Genomic DNA, 15480 nt, shown 5'->3' with positions numbered 1-15480 from the left:
AGCCGCCGCGACTGGCCACGACAATGAAGCTGCTTTCTCAGCTTATTTTGCCAGTCGCTGTCTGGTCAGGGTCGCCTGCCTCTGGCTCCTGTTGTGAGCCCGCCTCCCCGGCACCCGAAGATTCTTCATCAAGAGGAATAGGCGCCAGACCCACGACATCACCTGCCGAGTGTTCTGGCGGCACTTCCGCCACCTCCAGTTCCGGCAATCCCTGTCGGAGCCGATCCAAGCGTACCTGCAAGGATTGAGCCTCAGTCCGTAGGGCGTTCAATTCCGCCTGACTGGAGAAGAGCGCATCTTCTAGGTCCCTGATCCGCTGTTGGATGATCGAACGACCGAACGTTTTCTCGTCTTCGACGCTCGCTATCACATCCGCGATACGCCCAAACCCGGTCCTTAACTCGGAGACCAGCGGCGCCATCGCGGAGGCCAGCCTACCCTCAACGCGCCGCACCTCGATCCGCGCCTCCGTGATCTCCTGTGTGAGCGCCTGATTGGATCGCACCAGGCCCCTAACTTCCTCGCGCCGGCGCTGGGCCAACTCGAGCAGACCAAAGTCATCCAGCTCGGCTCTCCGCGCCAGATACTCCTGCGCCATATCCGGAATGTCGGCTTCTACGAACTCGCGAGCTTCACTTTCGTGCTTGAGACCAGCGTCAATGCCGTGGCGAAGTTCAGCAGGAACCTTCAGCTTGAGCGATCGTGCCAACTCACCGACGACAATGTCCGGTTCGGCAACCAATCGATCGAAATCCAGCAGTGCCGGCTTATGCCGAACTAATTGCGCAGCGCATAGGTGCAGGCTCAACCATGCCAGCCGGTCGTTGTGCCCTTGGCTGCACTTGTTGACCTTCGCATTGGACAGCGCGATGGCTTGCGGTGCACGTGTTACGAACACGAATGAAGGCTCGTAGCCCCGGCTCTTGAAGAAACGATCCCAGAACGGCAGCGTAAACACGAACCTCGGGTCTTTCAGACCGATCAGGTGCTTGCCTCCGAATTCTTCGGATATCAGCACCTCCGCCCGTGCCTCGAACGACAACCATGCGTCGGCGCTCAGCGGGAACTTGCCGGGCTCCGGAAAATAATCGAAATCGCCGAAATTCACCCCCAACTCGGCGAGCAGGGCATCGTTGAGGTCGTTCAGCGACTGCAGTTCGAAAAAGATAGGATTGTGCTTGTGCTGCTCCGGGTCGACAAATCGCGCAGGGTCACCGAAGTGCACGCCCAGGCCATTAAGAACCTGTGCCGCGGCAGAAGTGCCGCTGCGCGGCGGCCCCACGACCAGCACCGCCCTGCGCCGGATAGCACCCGGCGCCCCCTTCTTGGCCCGAGCATAGCCGTGCTCATGGGCATGCCCATTACCTTTGCGTTGGCCATGGCCCTGCTTGCTCATGACAACACCGCCTGACTCCCGGACCCCACCACCACCAGGCTGCAGGCCGGCTCTTCGGCGAGATCGTAGAAGCCCGCTTTACGCCGATCCGTAGCGCGGTCCTGGATACGAAATTGCATGGCATCCATGATTCGATGCATGAATACGGCCTCCCCATCGGAAAGAACACCGTTACAACCTGCATTGGTGAAGTAGGAGCCTGGTAGGAACCACGACTTGAAGCGAAAGCTGACCTGATACCGTTCACCCGCCGAAACGTGGTCAATACCTTCACCCTCTGCATGCGAGGACATGCCGAAGATGTCCACGCCGGTGGTCGACTTGATCATCATACCGAAATGGACATGCGAGGCATCCTCGCTGAAAGCGACGTCGTAGCGGTACACATAGCTTTCGCCAGGCTTGAGGATGTTGACCCGCTCACCAGCCAAGTTCTCGATCCGCACGTTCGAGATGAGCGCACCACGACTCACATAGCTAACCATGCTTTCTGAACGCAAGCCGGGCTCGAAACGCTCGACAAGCTCCCTAGCCGGTGTCGTCGTTACATCGGGGGACAGGCGGCCACCACCTGCACCAGACAGGGGCACGAAGTCGTTGCTGTCGGAAGCGCCCTTATGCAGGACCATCTGGGTGGACGCCATGCCCCGGATCAATGCACGGACTTCTTCGCGCTTCTCCGGCGGCGAATAGATCAAGCGCTGATACATCGCCACGGTGGTCTTAGGATCGGAAACAAGCAGCATTTCACCAGCATCAAGCAGAACAGCGCGATCACAAAGCTCGACAATGCTCGAGGCGGAATGAGAAACGAACAGGATGGTGCATCCTCCTGACTTTAGTTCCTCGATCCGCGAGAAGCACTTGCGCTGGAAGGCCTCGTCGCCCACGGAGAGCGCTTCATCGACGACCAGGATGTCCGGGGTCGTATTGATCGCGACCGCGAAAGCCAGCCGGATGTACATGCCACTGGAATAGGTCTTGACTGGCTGGTCGATGTGACCGCCAATATCGGCAAAGGCGACGATGCTGGCGTATTTTTCGTCGATCTCGCGCCGGCTCATGCCCATCAGCGAGGCATTGAGATAGACATTCTCCCGCCCGGTAAATTCCGGATTGAAGCCCGCCCCGAGTTCCAGTAGCGCGGCAATGCGTCCGTTGATCTCAACCTCGCCTTCGCTGCAGCGAAGTGTGCCGCAGATCATCTGCAGCAGGGTGGACTTTCCAGAGCCATTGCGCCCGATGATGCCGACGGTCTCTCCTCGCCGCACCTCAAGATTGACGCCACTGACCGCGCGAAACTCCTTGCCCCAGCGCGAATTGCGCGAAACGCCCTGTAACAATCGATGATGCGGCTGCGCATAGACTCTAAAGACCTTGCCGACACCAGCAAGTCGGATAGCGACTTCAGAGGACATCAGCGAACCCCTCCTTCGTGGCCGAGAAGCAGGCGAAGCCCAGCAGCGCGACAACAATCGCGGCGACCGAGTACATTCCCAATGCGGCGAAATCCGGCGATTGCCCCCATAGCGCAACTGTGCGCGCCTGGTCGATGATCAAGGTCAATGGATTGAGCTGGAACAGCACCCGGAACTTCTCCGGCACAAGCTCCACAGGCACGATCGCCGAGGACAGAAACAGCATTGCAGTGGACAGCGGCGTCACTACCTGCTGGATGTCACGCACGTAGACCGCCAAGGCGGACAGGAGCCAGCCGATACCCACGGCCATCACGACCAGGGGTAGAAACACTATCGGCAACAGCACAATCGTCCAATGCAGCCCTTTGTGCAGTGTCAGGAAGAACAGCGCGAAAACGACGAAATTCATCGCCGCGTGGAACAGTGCCGACAAGGTCATCTGCCAAGGAAGTATCTCGAGTGGAAAGACGATCTTCTTGACGTAGTTCGAATTGGATACGATCAGGGTTGGGGCTCTGATCATGCACTCGGAGAGAAACCCGTGGGCAATTATGCCGACGAAGATGATCAGCGAGAAATCTGCTGTCGTGCTCGAGCCCGGCCAGCGCGACTTCATGATCTCGCCGAAAGCCAGCGTATACACCGCCAGCATGGCGATAGGACTAGCCAGGCTCCAAACCAAGCCGAAGGTCGCCCCACGATAGCGTCCAAGCACGTCGCGCTTGGCCATCTCTAAGGTCAGGGCACGGTGCTTGGTAAGGGCCGACCAGGGCGTGGCCGCTTTCGAAATTGGATTGTTCATCGATCTACTTCAGTCCAGAGAATTCGCCAGGTCGGACCGCAAATCCTCCACATCCTCCACCCCCACGCTCAACCGCACCAGCGCGTCGCTGATGCCGAGTTGCTCACGGCGCGCGACCGGGATCGAGGCATGGGTCATCACGGCGGGATGGTTGACCAGGCTCTCCACGCCGCCGAGCGATTCGGCGAGGGTGAACAGTTCGGTGCGCTCGCAGAAGCGCTTGGCCGCCTCGAAGCCGCCCTTGAGGACGATCGAGACGATGCCGCCGAAGCCGCTCATCTGGCGCGCTGCCAGGGCGTGTTGCGGGTGCGAGGCCAAGCCCGGGTAGATCACCTTCTCGACCGCCGGATGGGTTTCCAGCCACTGCGCCAGCGCCAGCGCGTTGTCGCAGTGCGCGCGCATGCGCAGCGGCAGGGTCTTCAGCCCGCGCAGGGCCAGGAAACTGTCGAACGGCCCCTGCACGCCCCCCACCGAGTTCTGCAGGAAGGCCAGGCGCTCGGCCAGGTCGGCGTTGTCGCCGACCACGGCGATGCCGCCGACCATGTCGGAGTGGCCGTTGAGGTACTTGGTCGCCGAGTGGACGACGATGTCCGCGCCCAGCGCCAGCGGCCGCTGCAGCATCGGCGAGGCGAAGGTGTTGTCCACCACCACGATCAGCCCGCGCCTGCGCGCGATGGCGGCGATCGCGGCGATGTCCACGATCTTGAGCATCGGGTTGGTCGGGGTCTCGATCCAGACCATGCGGGTCCGCGGCGTGATCGCCGCCTCGAAGGCCGCCAGGTCGGTCAGGTCGACGAAGCTGAAGTCCAGCCCGGCGCTGCGCCGGCGCACGCGCTCGAACAGGCGGTAGCTGCCGCCGTACAGGTCATCCATGGCGACCACATGGTCACCGCTGTCCAGCAGCTCGATCACCGTGGAGGTGGCCGCCATGCCGGAGGCGAACGCGAAGCCGCGAACGCCGCCCTCCAGCGCCGCCACGCAGCGCTCGTAGGCAAAGCGGGTCGGGTTGTGGGTGCGTGAGTACTCGAAGCCCTGGTGCTCGCCAGGACTGGCCTGGGCGTAGGTCGAGGTGGCGTAGATCGGCGGCATCACCGCGCCGGTGCTCGGGTCGGGCGACTGCCCGCCGTGGATCGCCAGCGTGGCGAGCGAAAGCCCGCGCCCGCCATCCTGGCTGCTTGGTTTGCGGTCCGACATGGGTACTTCCATCAAAGGGTTCGGATTCTAGCAACTCGGGGCCGGGCCGATAGTGAAGCCGGCTCGGCCGGGGCCTCACTGCACGCGGCGGCGCAGGTAGTTCAGCAGGTCGATGCGGGTGATCAGGCCGAGGAAGCGCTCGCCGTCCATCACGATCGCCACCTGGCCGCGGTCGAACACCGGCAGCAGGGCTTCGATGGGCGACTTCACGTCCAGGCGGTCGAGCTTGCTGACCATCGCGGTGGCCACCGGGTCGCGGAAGCGCGCCTCGTCGCCGTAGACGTGCAGCAGCACGTCGCTCTCGTCGATGATGCCGACCAGCTGGTCGCCGTCCATCACCGGCAGCTGCGAGACGTCGTACAGCTTCATCCGCTGGTAGGCGGTGGTGAGCAGGTCGGACGGGCCGACCACGACGGTGTCGCGCTGGCTGTACGGGCGCAGGATCAGGTCGCGCAGGTCGCCGTGCTGCGGCCGCTCGAGGAAGCCGTTGTCCAGCATCCAGTAGTCGTTGTACATCTTCGACAGGTACTTGTTGCCGGTGTCCGGCACCAGCACCACGACCTTCTTCGGCACGGTCTGCTCGCGGCAGTAGCGCAGCGCCGCGGCCAGCAGGGTGCCGGTGGAGGAACCGCCGAGGATGCCCTCCTTGGCCAGCAGCTCGCGCGCGGTGTGGAAGCTCTCCGCGTCGGGGATCGCATAGGCCTTCTTCACCCGCGAGAAGTCGGAGATCGTCGGCAGGAAGTCCTCGCCGATGCCCTCGACCATCCAGCTGCCGGACTTGTCGCTGAGCACGCCCTCGTTGATGTACTGGGCGAGGATCGAACCGACCGGGTCGGCCAGCACCAGTTCGACGTCGGGGGCCTTCTCGGCGAAGCAGCGCGACAGGCCGGTCATGGTGCCGGAGCTGCCGCAGCCGAACACGATCGCGTCGAAGCCGCCGACCTCGGCCATCTGCTCGATGATCTCCGGGCCGGTGCCGGTCTCGTGCGCCTTCGGGTTGTCCGGGTTGCCGAACTGGTTGATGAAGTACGCGCCCGGGGTGCGCTCGGCGATGGCCTTGGCCAGGTCCTGGTAGTACTCCGGGTGGCCCTTGCCCACGTCCGAGCGGGTCAGCACCACCTCGGCGCCCATCGCCTTGAGGTTGAAGATCTTCTCCCGGCTCATCTTGTCCGGGACCACCAGGATCAGGCGGTAGCCCTTCTGCTGGGCGACCAGGGCCAGGCCGATGCCGGTGTTGCCGGCGGTACCCTCGACCAGGGTGGCGCCGGGCCTGATGTCGCCGCGCGCCTCGGCCGCCTCGATCATCGACAGGCCGATGCGGTCCTTGATCGAGCCGCCGGGATTGGCGTTCTCCAGCTTGAGGTAGAGCTCGCAGGCGCCGGTGTCCAGGCGCTGCGCCTTCACCATGGGCGTGCGCCCGATCAGTTCGAGCACGGATTCGTGCAGGGCCATGTCAATCCGGTACTGGGGCCGCGTGGCGCGGCGGAACCGGGATTATCGACGGTATTGGCCGGGCCGGGAAACGGCGGAAGCGCCGCCCCGGCGGGGATTGCGCGGGCGGTGGCGGGTCGACGAGGAAACCCGCCACCGCCCGCGGCGTGAACCTTGCAGGTCCAGGACGACCGGGTCAGTGGGCCCGGTCGTAGATGCGCAGCAGTTTCTCCTTGGCCGCCAGCTTCTCGCGCTTCATCTGCCCGAGCGTGGCATCGTCGATCGGCAGGACCCCGAGTTCCGCATCCATCACCTTCTTGTCCAGCGTGCGGTGTCGCTGGTAGAGCTGCTTGAACTCGGGGTCGCGCTTCATCAGCGCTTCGATCTCGGCCTGCGGTTGCCCTTCGAACATGTCTGCACCTCCTGGGTCAACTGGCGTCCCTGCCGGAAACGGGCCGGCCGGCCTGGCCGGCCCCGGAAAAGCAAACGCCCCGGACCTGCGGACCGGGGCGTCGCATTGTCGGAGCACGGGAACTGCGCGGCGGCGGCCGTGCCACCGGACATCTCCCGGCGGGCCACCCTCGGCCCGTCGGCGATCTCCAGTGGTACGTACAACGACTGCATCGGCAGGGTGCTCCGGTCAGCCGGATGGTGGAAACCACCCGGGTATCCGACCCTACTCCTGTCTTCCGGAGGCGGCAAGCCGCCTGCCAAGCCATTGATCCGGCAAGGGAAACCGGCCGTCAGCGCCGGCCGGCGCCGGCGCCGCGAAAGCCCCGCGGCACCGTGTAAGCAGTTGATGTAACCGCGATTTTTACTGCGCGACGACCACTTCGGCGGCCTTCTTCGCGGTGGCCGCGCCGGCCTTGCCCGAAGCGGTGACCTGCGAGGCCGGCACGCCGCCGGCGACCAGCGCCGCCTTCACCGCCTCGGCACGCGCCTTGGCCAGCTTGGCGTCCTTGTCGATGGCCTCGACCCGGATCCTGCCGCGCTTGCCGATCTGCAGGTACGCGGCCAGCACGCCGGCCGCGGACTTGCCCTCCTCGGCCAAGGCGGACTTGCCGGAAGCGAAGGTGGCCGCCGGCAGGACGAACACCTCCCCGCGCGATTCGAAGCTCGACGGCGGCAGCTTGGCCCCGGTCAGCAGTTCGGCCTCCTGGCGCGCCAGCGCCGCCTCCTTGCGCCGCGCCGCGCTCAGCTGCGCGGTCTGCTTGCCGGCCACGCTGGTCAGCGCCTGCTCGGCCTCGCTGCGCGCGGCCGCCTCGGCCTCGGCGGCCAGGCGCAGGCGTTCGGCTTCCTCAGCCTGGATCTGCGACTGGATGCGCAGGCGCTCGGCCTCCTGGCGGGCGCGCTCGGCGTCGCGCCGGCTGGCCTGCAGCAGCAGCTCGGTGCGCTGCAGGTCCAGCGCGCCCAGTTCGCGGCGCGCGCCCTCGGTGATGGCGGCGGCCTCGGCGATCTCGACCCGGCGCTCGGCGATGTACAGCGCGCCGGGGCGGTCGTTGCGGCGGGCCTGGGCCAGCGCGTCGATGGCCTGGCGGGCCTCCATCTGCTCGAACGCGGCCAGCCGCCCGATCAGCGGGTCGTTGCGCAGGGCCGCCAGGCGCGCCTGCAGGCGCACCACGTCCGGATCGTCCGCGGCCAGGGCCAGGGACGGGGCGGCGACGGCCGCCAGCAGGCAGGCCGATAGCATCCTCGAACGCAGGCTCATGGGGTGCCCTCCGCCGGCAGGCCCAGCGACTGGCGCAGTTCGGCCACCTCGGCGCGGCGCTGCTGCAGCGCGGCCTCGGCCTGGGCGCGCTCGCTGCGGGCGCGGGCCAGGTCGGCGTCCACCGCCACCCGGCGGGCCAGTTCCGCGGCCTCGCGGCGCTCGCTGCGGCTGCGCGACATGGCCCCGGCCTGGGCCTGGACCAGCCCGGCGCGCGCCGCCTCCATCAGATCGGGGGCCCACTGATCGGCATCGGCCTGCTGGGCCTGCAGCACGGCCTCCTCGGCACGCTGCACGTCCGGCGAGGCCACCTGGGCATGGGCTGTGACCGCCAACCCGGTTGCGACGAACAGCGCGTACAGGCGCCGGCGGAAGTGTGCGAAGCTAGGCTCGTTCATCGGGGAAGGTCGTGTCCTGTGACGGCGCGGCCATTGTCTGAAGCCCGCGCCGCGCATGCAACGCCGGCCCGGGGCCACGTAAATCGAGCAGTTGGGGATCGTTGCGTAATGGATATCGGCTACTTCCTGAAGCTGATGACCGAGAAGAATGCCTCGGACATGTTCCTGACCACCGGGGCACCGGTGTACATCAAGATCGAAGGCAAGCTGTATCCGCTGGGCAATACCGGCCTGCCGCCGGGCATGGTCAAGAAGATCGCCTACTCGCTGATGGACGAAGGCCAGGTGCCGCAGTTCGAGCGCGACCTGGAGCTGAACATGGCCATCGCCGTGGCCGACGCCGGCCGCTTCCGCGTCAACGTGTTCAAGCAGCGCGGCGAGGTCGGCATGGTGATCCGCGCCATCCGCAGCGTGATCCCCTCGATTGAGGAGCTGAACCTGCCGGAGGTGCTGAAGGACATCATCATGACCCCGCGCGGGCTGGTGCTGATCGTCGGCTCCACCGGTTCGGGCAAGTCGACCTCGCTGGCGTCGATGATCGACTACCGCAACAGCAACATGACCGGGCACATCCTCACCATCGAGGACCCGATCGAGTACCTGCACAAGCACAAGAAGTCGATCGTCAACCAGCGCGAGGTCGGCCTGGACACCCACGCCTTCCACAACGCACTGAAGAACGCGATGCGCGAGGCGCCGGACGTGATCCTGATCGGCGAGATCCTCGACGCGGAGACCATGGAGGCGGCGATCGCCTTCGCCGAAACCGGCCACCTGTGCCTGGCGACCCTGCACTCCAACAACGCCGACCAGACCATCGAGCGCATCCTCAACTTCTTCCCCGAGAGCGCGCACAAGAACGTGCTGATGAACCTGGCGCTGAACCTGCGCGCGGTGGTGTCGCTGCGCCTGGTCAAGGGCGTCGACGGCCGGCGCCTGCCGGCGACCGAGGTACTGCTCAACACGCCGATGATCCGCGACCTGCTGCGCCGCGGCCAGGTGCACGAGATCAAGGCGGCGATGGAAAGCTCGCTGGAGGAAGGCATGCAGAGCTTCGACCAGTGCCTGTTCCGGCTGGTCAAGCAGGGCAAGATCGAGCAGGAGGAGGCGCTGCGCGCGGCCGACTCGCGCGACGGCCTGGCGCTGAAGTTCCGCCTGTCCGAAGGCGCCGACGGCGAGCACGATCCCTACGCCGACCTCAGCGGCGGCGGCTCGGCCACCATCAGCCACGGCTTCGGCTGATCGTCCCGGCGCCCCTCGCGGGCGCCGCGGCGTTTCCTCAGGACCGGCGCGGCGCGTCCGGCTGCGCCTCGGGCGCGGCCGCGCGGAACGCCGCCAGCTCCAGGCAGGCGCGCTCGATCCGCGCCAGGGTCGGCCAGCGCGCCACGTCGATGCCGAAGCGGCGCGCGTTGTACAGCTGCGGCACCAGGCAGCAGTCGGCCAGGCCGGGCACGTCGCCGTGGCAGAAGCTGCCGGTGGACGGGTCGTCGGCGACGAGCGCCTCGAACGCGTCCAGCCCGTCGACGATCCAGTGCCGCACCCAGTCCTCGCGCTCGGCCTGCGGCACGTTCCACTGCTGCTCGAAGAACTGCAGCACGCGCAGGTTGTTGAGCGGGTGGATGTCGCAGGCCACCAGCAGCGCCAGCGCGCGCACCCGCGCGCGTCCGCGCGCGGTGTCCGGCAGCAGCGGCTCGGCGTCGGGCCAGGTCTCGTCGATGTATTCGAGGATCGCCAGCGACTGGCGCACGGCGCGGCGGCCGTGCATCAGCAGTGGCACCAGCTGCTGCGGGTTGAGCGCGGCGTAGTCCGGCGCGTGCTGCTGGCCACCGCCCTCGAGCAGGTGCACCGGCTGGATCGCGTACGGCAGGCCCTTGAGCTCCAGGCCGATGCGCACGCGGTAGGCGGCGCTGGAGCGCCAGTACGAGTACAGCCGCAGGGTTTCCTCGTTCGCCATCGCCTCCCCTCCCGATGCGTGCCGGCGCGACGCACCATAGCGCGCGCCGCGGCCATCGTGGCCGCCGCCCATCGCGGGCGCCGCGCCGCCTGCCGGCTCAGCCCTGGCCGGGCAGCGGCTGGCGTTCGATCTTCTGCTCGATCGCGCCGAACAGGCTGCGGCCCTCGCGGTCCAGCATCTCGATGCGCACGCGGTCGCCGAACCTGAGGAACGGCGTGCTTGGCTTGCCGTCGCGCAGCGCCTCCACGGTGCGCTTCTCGGCGAAGCACGAGGCGCCGCGGGACACGTCCTGGTTGGCGATGGTGCCGGAGCCGACGAGGGTGCCGGCCGCCAGCGGGCGGGTCCTGGCCGCGTGGGCGACCAGCTGGGCGAAGTCGAACTGCATGTCCTCGCCCGCTTCCGGCGCGCCGAACCATTCGCCGTTGACGTGGGTCAGCAGCGGCAGGTGCAGCTTGTTGCCGCGCCAGGCCTCGCCCAGCTCGTCGGGCGTCACGAACACCGGCGACAGCGCCGAACGCGGCTTGGACTGCAGGAAGCCGAAGCCCTTGGCCAGTTCGGCCGGGATCAGGTTGCGCAGGGAGACGTCGTTGACCAGGCCGACCAGCTGGATGTGCCCGGCGGCCTGCTCCGGCGTCACCGCCATCGGCACGTCGTCGGTGATCACCACGATCTCGGCTTCCAGGTCGATGCCGTAGTCCTCGCTGGTCACGCGCACCGGGTCGCGCGGGCCGAGGAAGCCGGCGCTGGTGGCCTGGTACATCAGCGGGTCGGTATAGAAGCTTTCGGGCACCTCGGCGCCACGGGCGCGGCGCACGCGCTCCACGTGCGGCAGGTAGGCGCTGCCGTCGACGAACTCGTAGGCGCGCGGCAGCGGCGCGGCCAGGGCGTCGAACTCGAGTTCAAAGGCGCCTTCGGCCTCGCCGGCCTCCAGCGCCGCGGCCAGGGCGACCAGGCGCGGGGCGGCCCGCTGCCAGTCGTCCAGCGCCTGCTGCAGGGTGGCGGCGATGCCGGTGGCGCGCACGGCGCGGGCCAGGTCACGCGATACCACCACCAGGGTGCCGTCGCGGCCGCCTTCCTTGAGGGATCCGAGCTTCATCGCCTACTCCTGCTGCTGGGGCGGCGGATTGTAGCGGCTCCCGGGCGATTGTTTCATCCGAAACGCTTTGAATGGCCGGCATCGTGCTGCCGGACGGGTCGCGGGTCGAACCGGCGGAAAGGTCGCGCCCGTCCCCCTGAACGATCCGGCCAGGCGTACGGGCGGGAACGGCCGGCTTCGCGTAGAATCGGCGGTCTGGTTGCCAGGCGGCCGTCCGTTTCCCTCGGGGAACGGCAGCCCCGGAAACTCCCGGCGCGCCGTCCCACTCCGACGCCATTCGCCAGGCAACCGGGCCGATACCGGCCATCCACTTCTCGCAGCGCGGTTCACGGGAACGCTCCGAGTCACCGATCGCATGACCGATCAGCCCGCAGGCGCGAGCCTCCGCGGGTTTTGCCATGGAGCTTCCAATGTCGTTCGAACACCTGGGCCTGGCGCCCTTCCTGCTGCGTGCGCTGGCCGAGCAGGGCTACGAGAACCCCACTCCGATCCAGCAGCAGGCCATCCCGCTGGCCCTGGCCGGCCACGACCTGCTGGCCGGCGCGCAGACCGGCACCGGCAAGACCGCCGCGTTCGGCCTGCCGCTGCTGCAGCACCTGGGCACGAAGCCGCAGGCGGTCAACGGCCCGCGCCGCCCGCGTGCGCTGGTGCTGGCGCCGACCCGCGAGCTGGCCACCCAGGTGCACGACAGCCTGCGCGGCTACAGCAAGTACCTGCGCATCCCCAGCGCGGTGATCTACGGCGGCGTCGGCATGGGCAACCAGCTGGACGCGCTGCGCCGCGGCGTGGACCTGGTGATCGCCTGCCCGGGCCGCCTGATCGACCACATCGAACGCCGCAGCGTCGACCTGTCCGGGATCGAGATCCTGGTGCTGGACGAGGCCGACCGCATGCTCGACATGGGCTTCCTGCCCTCGATCAAGCGCATCCTCGCCAAGCTGCCGAAGCAGAACCGGCAGACCCTGCTGTTCTCGGCCACCTTCCCGGAGAGCATCAAGCAGCTGGCGATGGAGTTCATGCGCCATCCGCGCGAGGTGCAGGTCACCCCGCAGAACACCGTCGCCGAGACCATCGCCCACCGCGTGCACCCGGTCGACGCCGGCCGCAAGCGCGAGCTGCTGCTGCACCTGCTCGGCCAGGACACCCGGGTGCAGACCCTGGTGTTCGCCAAGACCAAGCATGGCAGCGACAAGCTGGCCACCTTCCTGGAGAAGTCCGGCATCCACGCCGCGGCGATCCACGGCAACAAGAGCCAGGGCCAGCGCCTGCGCGCGCTGGGCGACTTCAAGGCCGGCAAGGTCAAGGTGCTGGTGGCGACCGATATCGCCGCGCGCGGCATCGACATCGACCAGCTGCCGCGGGTGATCAACTACGACCTGCCGATGGTGGCCGAGGACTACGTGCACCGCATCGGCCGCACCGGCCGCAACGGCGCCAGCGGCGAGGCGCTGTCGCTGGTCTCGCAGGACGACGCCAAGCTGCTGCGCCAGATCGTGCGCCTGCTCGACCGCGACATGGAGATCCGCGACCTGCCGGGGTTCGAGCCGCAGGTGCCGATCCGCTGGGGCAACAGTGCGCCGGGCAAGGCCGAAGTGCCCGGCGGGCAGCGTCCGCCGCGTCGCCATGCGCGCCGTCCGCACGGCGATGCGCCGCGCCACGCGCACGCCGGCCCGAAGAAGTCCGGCGGCGGCCAGCCGCAGCGCGAAGGCGGCAAGGCCGCGGCCAACCCGGGCCGTCGCCAGCAGCCGCACGGCCGCGGCCCGCGCCGCAGCCACACCGGCCATCACGCCCCCGCGTGATTGCCGGGTTCCACTCCGCGTAACAGAATCCACGCATGGACATCTTCAAGGTCTTCACCCTCGAAGCCGCGCATCGCCTGCCGAACGTGCCGGAAGGGCACAAGTGCGCGCGCCTGCACGGGCATTCGTTCCGGGTGGAAATCCATGTTTCCGGCGACGCCGATCCGCACACCGGCTGGGTGATGGACTTCGCCGAGATCAAGGCGGCGTTCAAGCCGCTGTACGAGCAGCTGGACCACCACTACCTCAACGAGATCGACGGCCTGGAAAACCCCACCAGCGAACGGCTGGCGGCGTGGATCTGGGGCCGGCTCAAGCCGGCGCTGCCGCTGCTGAGCGAGGTCGTGGTCCACGAAACCTGCACCTCCGGCTGCCGCTACCGGGGCTGAAGGTCCGGCCCACCGGCCCTTCGCCGCGCAAATCCCCCCCTCCGGGCCGCCCAGGCGGCCCGGAAGCGTGGTCGCATGCCCGCCAAGTCATTGACTCCAAAGGATCCTGAACGGACGGAAAATTATTTGCCGGATCTTGTTGCATCGCAACAGAAGCCGCTGTATGCTGCACCGCACCATCAGGCAATCCGTAACGGAGACCGCCATGTCGTACCAGTTCAATGACCAGTTCAGCGCCTATACCCACCAGCTCGCCGCGGTGGCCGCGCGTGTGAACCGCCTGGCCCTGGAGAACGCCGAGACCGTCTTCGGCGTGCAGCTGCGGACCTTCGAGAAGAACATCGACGCCACCACCAGCTACCTCGGTGAGCTGGCCGAGGCCCGCGACCTGGAGGCCTACAAGAGCCTGTTCCCGAAGGGCCTGCAGGTGGCCCGCGACAACGCCGAGCGCGTCGCCGCCGCCGGCCAGGAAGTGTTCGGCCTGACCCTGAAGACCAGCGAGGCCCTCGGCCAGCTGGCCAAGAGCCAGTTCGAGGCCGCCACCGAGCAGGCCCAGGCCACCGTGGCCAAGGCCGCCAAGGCCGCCAAGCGCTGATTGCGCCACCGCGCGCCTTGCGCGCGGGCGACAACTGAATTTGCGCGGATCCCCTCCCCCGCGCAAACCCGGACCCGGCAGATCCCTCCCTCTGCCGGGTCTTTTTATGCCTGCGATCCGGCGAGGCCGCGGAATCGCGTCCGCCGCACCCACGCCATAGGGGCGCTTTCCGGCACTGTGTGTCGGGCAAGCAGGTACTTTCGCCACGCCGCGACTGGCGCGAAATTGCGCTCCGCCCCAAACGCATGGAGCACGCCATGAAAGCGATCGGTACCACCCGACCCCTGCCCGTTTCCGACCCGCGCTCGCTGCAGGACCTGGAAGTGCCGGAGCCGGAATACGGCGCGCACGACCTGCTGGTCGAAGTGCAGGCGATCTCGGTCAACCCGGTGGACGTGAAGGTGCGCGCCTCGGCGCAGCCGGAAGCGGGCCGGCCCCGCATCCTGGGCTGGGACGCGGTGGGCCGGGTGCGCGCGGTCGGCAGCCAGGTGCAGGGCTTCCAGCCGGGCGACCGCGTGTTCTACGCCGGCCAGATCGACCGCCCCGGCAGCAACGCGCAACTGCAGGCGGTGGATGCGCGCATCGTCGCCCATGCACCGCAGAAGCTGGATGACGAGGACGCGGTGGCGCTGCCGCTGACCTCGTTGACCGCCTGGGAAACAACCCTGTTCGACCGCCTGCGCGTGGACGACGCGGTGCCCGGCGCGGCCAATGCCCTGCTGGTGATCGGCGGCGCCGGCGGCGTCGGTTCGATCACCGTGCAGCTGGCGCGGGCGCTGACCGGGCTGACCGTGATCGCCACGGCCTCGCGCCCGGAAACGGTGGAATGGGTGAAGAAGATGGGCGCGCACCACGTCGTCGACCACCGCCAGCCGCTGGCGCCGCAGGTGGCCGCGCTGGGCATCGGCGCGCCGGCGTTCGTGTTCTCCACGACGCACACCGACCGTTACGTGGGCGACATCGTCGAACTGATCGCGCCGCAGGGCCGGATCGCGCTGATCGACGATCCGGCCGCACTGGACGTGATGCCGCTGAAGCGCAAGAGCCTGTCGCTGCACTGGGAGCTGATGTTCACCCGGCCGCTGTTCGGCACCGCGGACATCCAGCGCCAGCAGGAAATCCTGCGCGAGGTCGCGCGGCTGGCCGACGCCGGCACGATCGTGACCACCCGTACCGGCTCGCTGGGCACGATCAATGCCGCCAACCTGCGCAAGGCGCACGCGCTGCTGGAAAGCGGCAAGGCGATCGGCAAGACCACCCTGGCCGGCTTCGATTGACCGGAGGCGTAGTGGCGCGGGCT

Annotated in this window: 14 protein-coding genes and 1 pseudogene; 5 read left to right on the top strand and 10 right to left on the bottom strand. The window is 67.6% G+C overall.

Annotated features, from left to right (window positions below; genetic code table 11):
• Positions 1 to 37: 37 nt before the first annotated feature.
• The 8 genes from PSEJ35_RS0109645 to PSEJ35_RS0109610 form a co-directional block, all read right to left on the bottom strand.
• Complete coding sequence (locus PSEJ35_RS0109645; protein ID WP_156924782.1) at positions 38 to 1396, bottom strand: hypothetical protein; 1359 nt, start codon at positions 1394 to 1396, stop codon at positions 38 to 40.
• On the bottom strand, positions 1393 to 2814 hold the full coding sequence (locus PSEJ35_RS15950) for an ABC transporter ATP-binding protein (protein WP_037082963.1): 1422 nt from the start codon (positions 2812 to 2814) through the stop codon (positions 1393 to 1395). The genes PSEJ35_RS0109645 and PSEJ35_RS15950 overlap by 4 nt, the downstream gene beginning before the upstream one ends.
• Positions 2804 to 3619: an ABC transporter permease gene (locus tag PSEJ35_RS0109635; RefSeq protein ID WP_037082960.1), complete on the bottom strand. Its 816-nt coding sequence runs from the start codon at positions 3617 to 3619 to the stop codon at positions 2804 to 2806. The genes PSEJ35_RS15950 and PSEJ35_RS0109635 overlap by 11 nt, the downstream gene beginning before the upstream one ends.
• Positions 3620 to 3628: 9 nt before the next feature.
• A complete protein-coding gene (locus PSEJ35_RS0109630; RefSeq protein WP_028917598.1) occupies positions 3629 to 4813 on the bottom strand; it encodes a cystathionine gamma-synthase in 1185 nt (394 codons plus the stop codon).
• Between the two features lie 75 nt (positions 4814 to 4888).
• Positions 4889 to 6265: a pyridoxal-phosphate dependent enzyme gene (locus PSEJ35_RS0109625; protein ID WP_028917597.1), complete on the bottom strand. Its 1377-nt coding sequence runs from the start codon at positions 6263 to 6265 to the stop codon at positions 4889 to 4891.
• Between the two features lie 175 nt (positions 6266 to 6440).
• Entirely contained in the window at positions 6441 to 6656 is a 216-nt protein-coding gene (locus tag PSEJ35_RS0109620; protein ID WP_028917596.1) for a YdcH family protein, read from the bottom strand.
• A 402-nt stretch (positions 6657 to 7058) separates the two neighbouring features.
• Positions 7059 to 7952 carry an OmpA family protein gene (locus PSEJ35_RS0109615; RefSeq protein ID WP_028917595.1) on the bottom strand — a complete coding sequence of 298 codons (894 nt, stop codon included), beginning with the start codon at positions 7950 to 7952 and terminating at the stop codon, positions 7059 to 7061.
• Positions 7949 to 8347, bottom strand: coding sequence for a DUF4398 domain-containing protein (locus tag PSEJ35_RS0109610; protein ID WP_028917594.1), 399 nt, complete (start codon positions 8345 to 8347; stop codon positions 7949 to 7951). The genes PSEJ35_RS0109615 and PSEJ35_RS0109610 overlap by 4 nt, the downstream gene beginning before the upstream one ends.
• 108 nt (positions 8348 to 8455) lie before the next feature.
• Here PSEJ35_RS0109610 and PSEJ35_RS0109605 point away from each other — a divergent pair, with 108 nt between their 5' ends.
• On the top strand, positions 8456 to 9589 hold the full coding sequence (locus PSEJ35_RS0109605; protein WP_028917593.1) for a PilT/PilU family type 4a pilus ATPase: 1134 nt from the start codon (positions 8456 to 8458) through the stop codon (positions 9587 to 9589).
• 37 nt (positions 9590 to 9626) lie between these two features.
• On the opposite strand, the gene maiA is transcribed toward PSEJ35_RS0109605, so the two are convergent.
• Positions 9627 to 10301 (bottom strand): maleylacetoacetate isomerase, encoded by a 675-nt coding sequence (gene maiA / locus PSEJ35_RS0109600; RefSeq protein ID WP_028917592.1) that lies wholly within the window; start codon positions 10299 to 10301, stop codon positions 9627 to 9629.
• A 97-nt stretch (positions 10302 to 10398) separates the two neighbouring features.
• Positions 10399 to 11397, bottom strand: coding sequence for a fumarylacetoacetate hydrolase family protein (locus tag PSEJ35_RS0109595; protein ID WP_028917591.1), 999 nt, complete (start codon positions 11395 to 11397; stop codon positions 10399 to 10401).
• Between the two features lie 410 nt (positions 11398 to 11807).
• Here PSEJ35_RS0109595 and PSEJ35_RS0109590 point away from each other — a divergent pair.
• From PSEJ35_RS0109590 to PSEJ35_RS0109575, 4 genes and pseudogenes are all read left to right on the top strand, one after another.
• Positions 11808 to 13109 (top strand): annotated as a pseudogene (locus PSEJ35_RS0109590) (DEAD/DEAH box helicase); the annotation flags it as partial.
• Positions 13110 to 13231: 122 nt separating this feature from the next.
• On the top strand, positions 13232 to 13585 hold the full coding sequence (gene queD, locus PSEJ35_RS0109585; RefSeq protein ID WP_028917589.1) for a 6-carboxytetrahydropterin synthase QueD: 354 nt from the start codon (positions 13232 to 13234) through the stop codon (positions 13583 to 13585).
• 205 nt (positions 13586 to 13790) lie between these two features.
• A complete protein-coding gene (locus PSEJ35_RS0109580; protein ID WP_028917588.1) occupies positions 13791 to 14180 on the top strand; it encodes a phasin family protein in 390 nt (129 codons plus the stop codon).
• Positions 14181 to 14437: 257 nt separating this feature from the next.
• On the top strand, positions 14438 to 15457 hold the full coding sequence (locus tag PSEJ35_RS0109575) for a zinc-binding alcohol dehydrogenase family protein (RefSeq protein ID WP_028917587.1): 1020 nt from the start codon (positions 14438 to 14440) through the stop codon (positions 15455 to 15457).
• The last annotated feature ends 23 nt before the right edge of the window (positions 15458 to 15480 follow it).

It is taken from the genome of Pseudoxanthomonas sp. J35, from assembly GCF_000513995.1.
GTDB lineage: Bacteria > Pseudomonadota > Gammaproteobacteria > Xanthomonadales > Xanthomonadaceae > Pseudoxanthomonas.
This window is presented reverse-complemented; position numbering and strand designations above follow the sequence as displayed.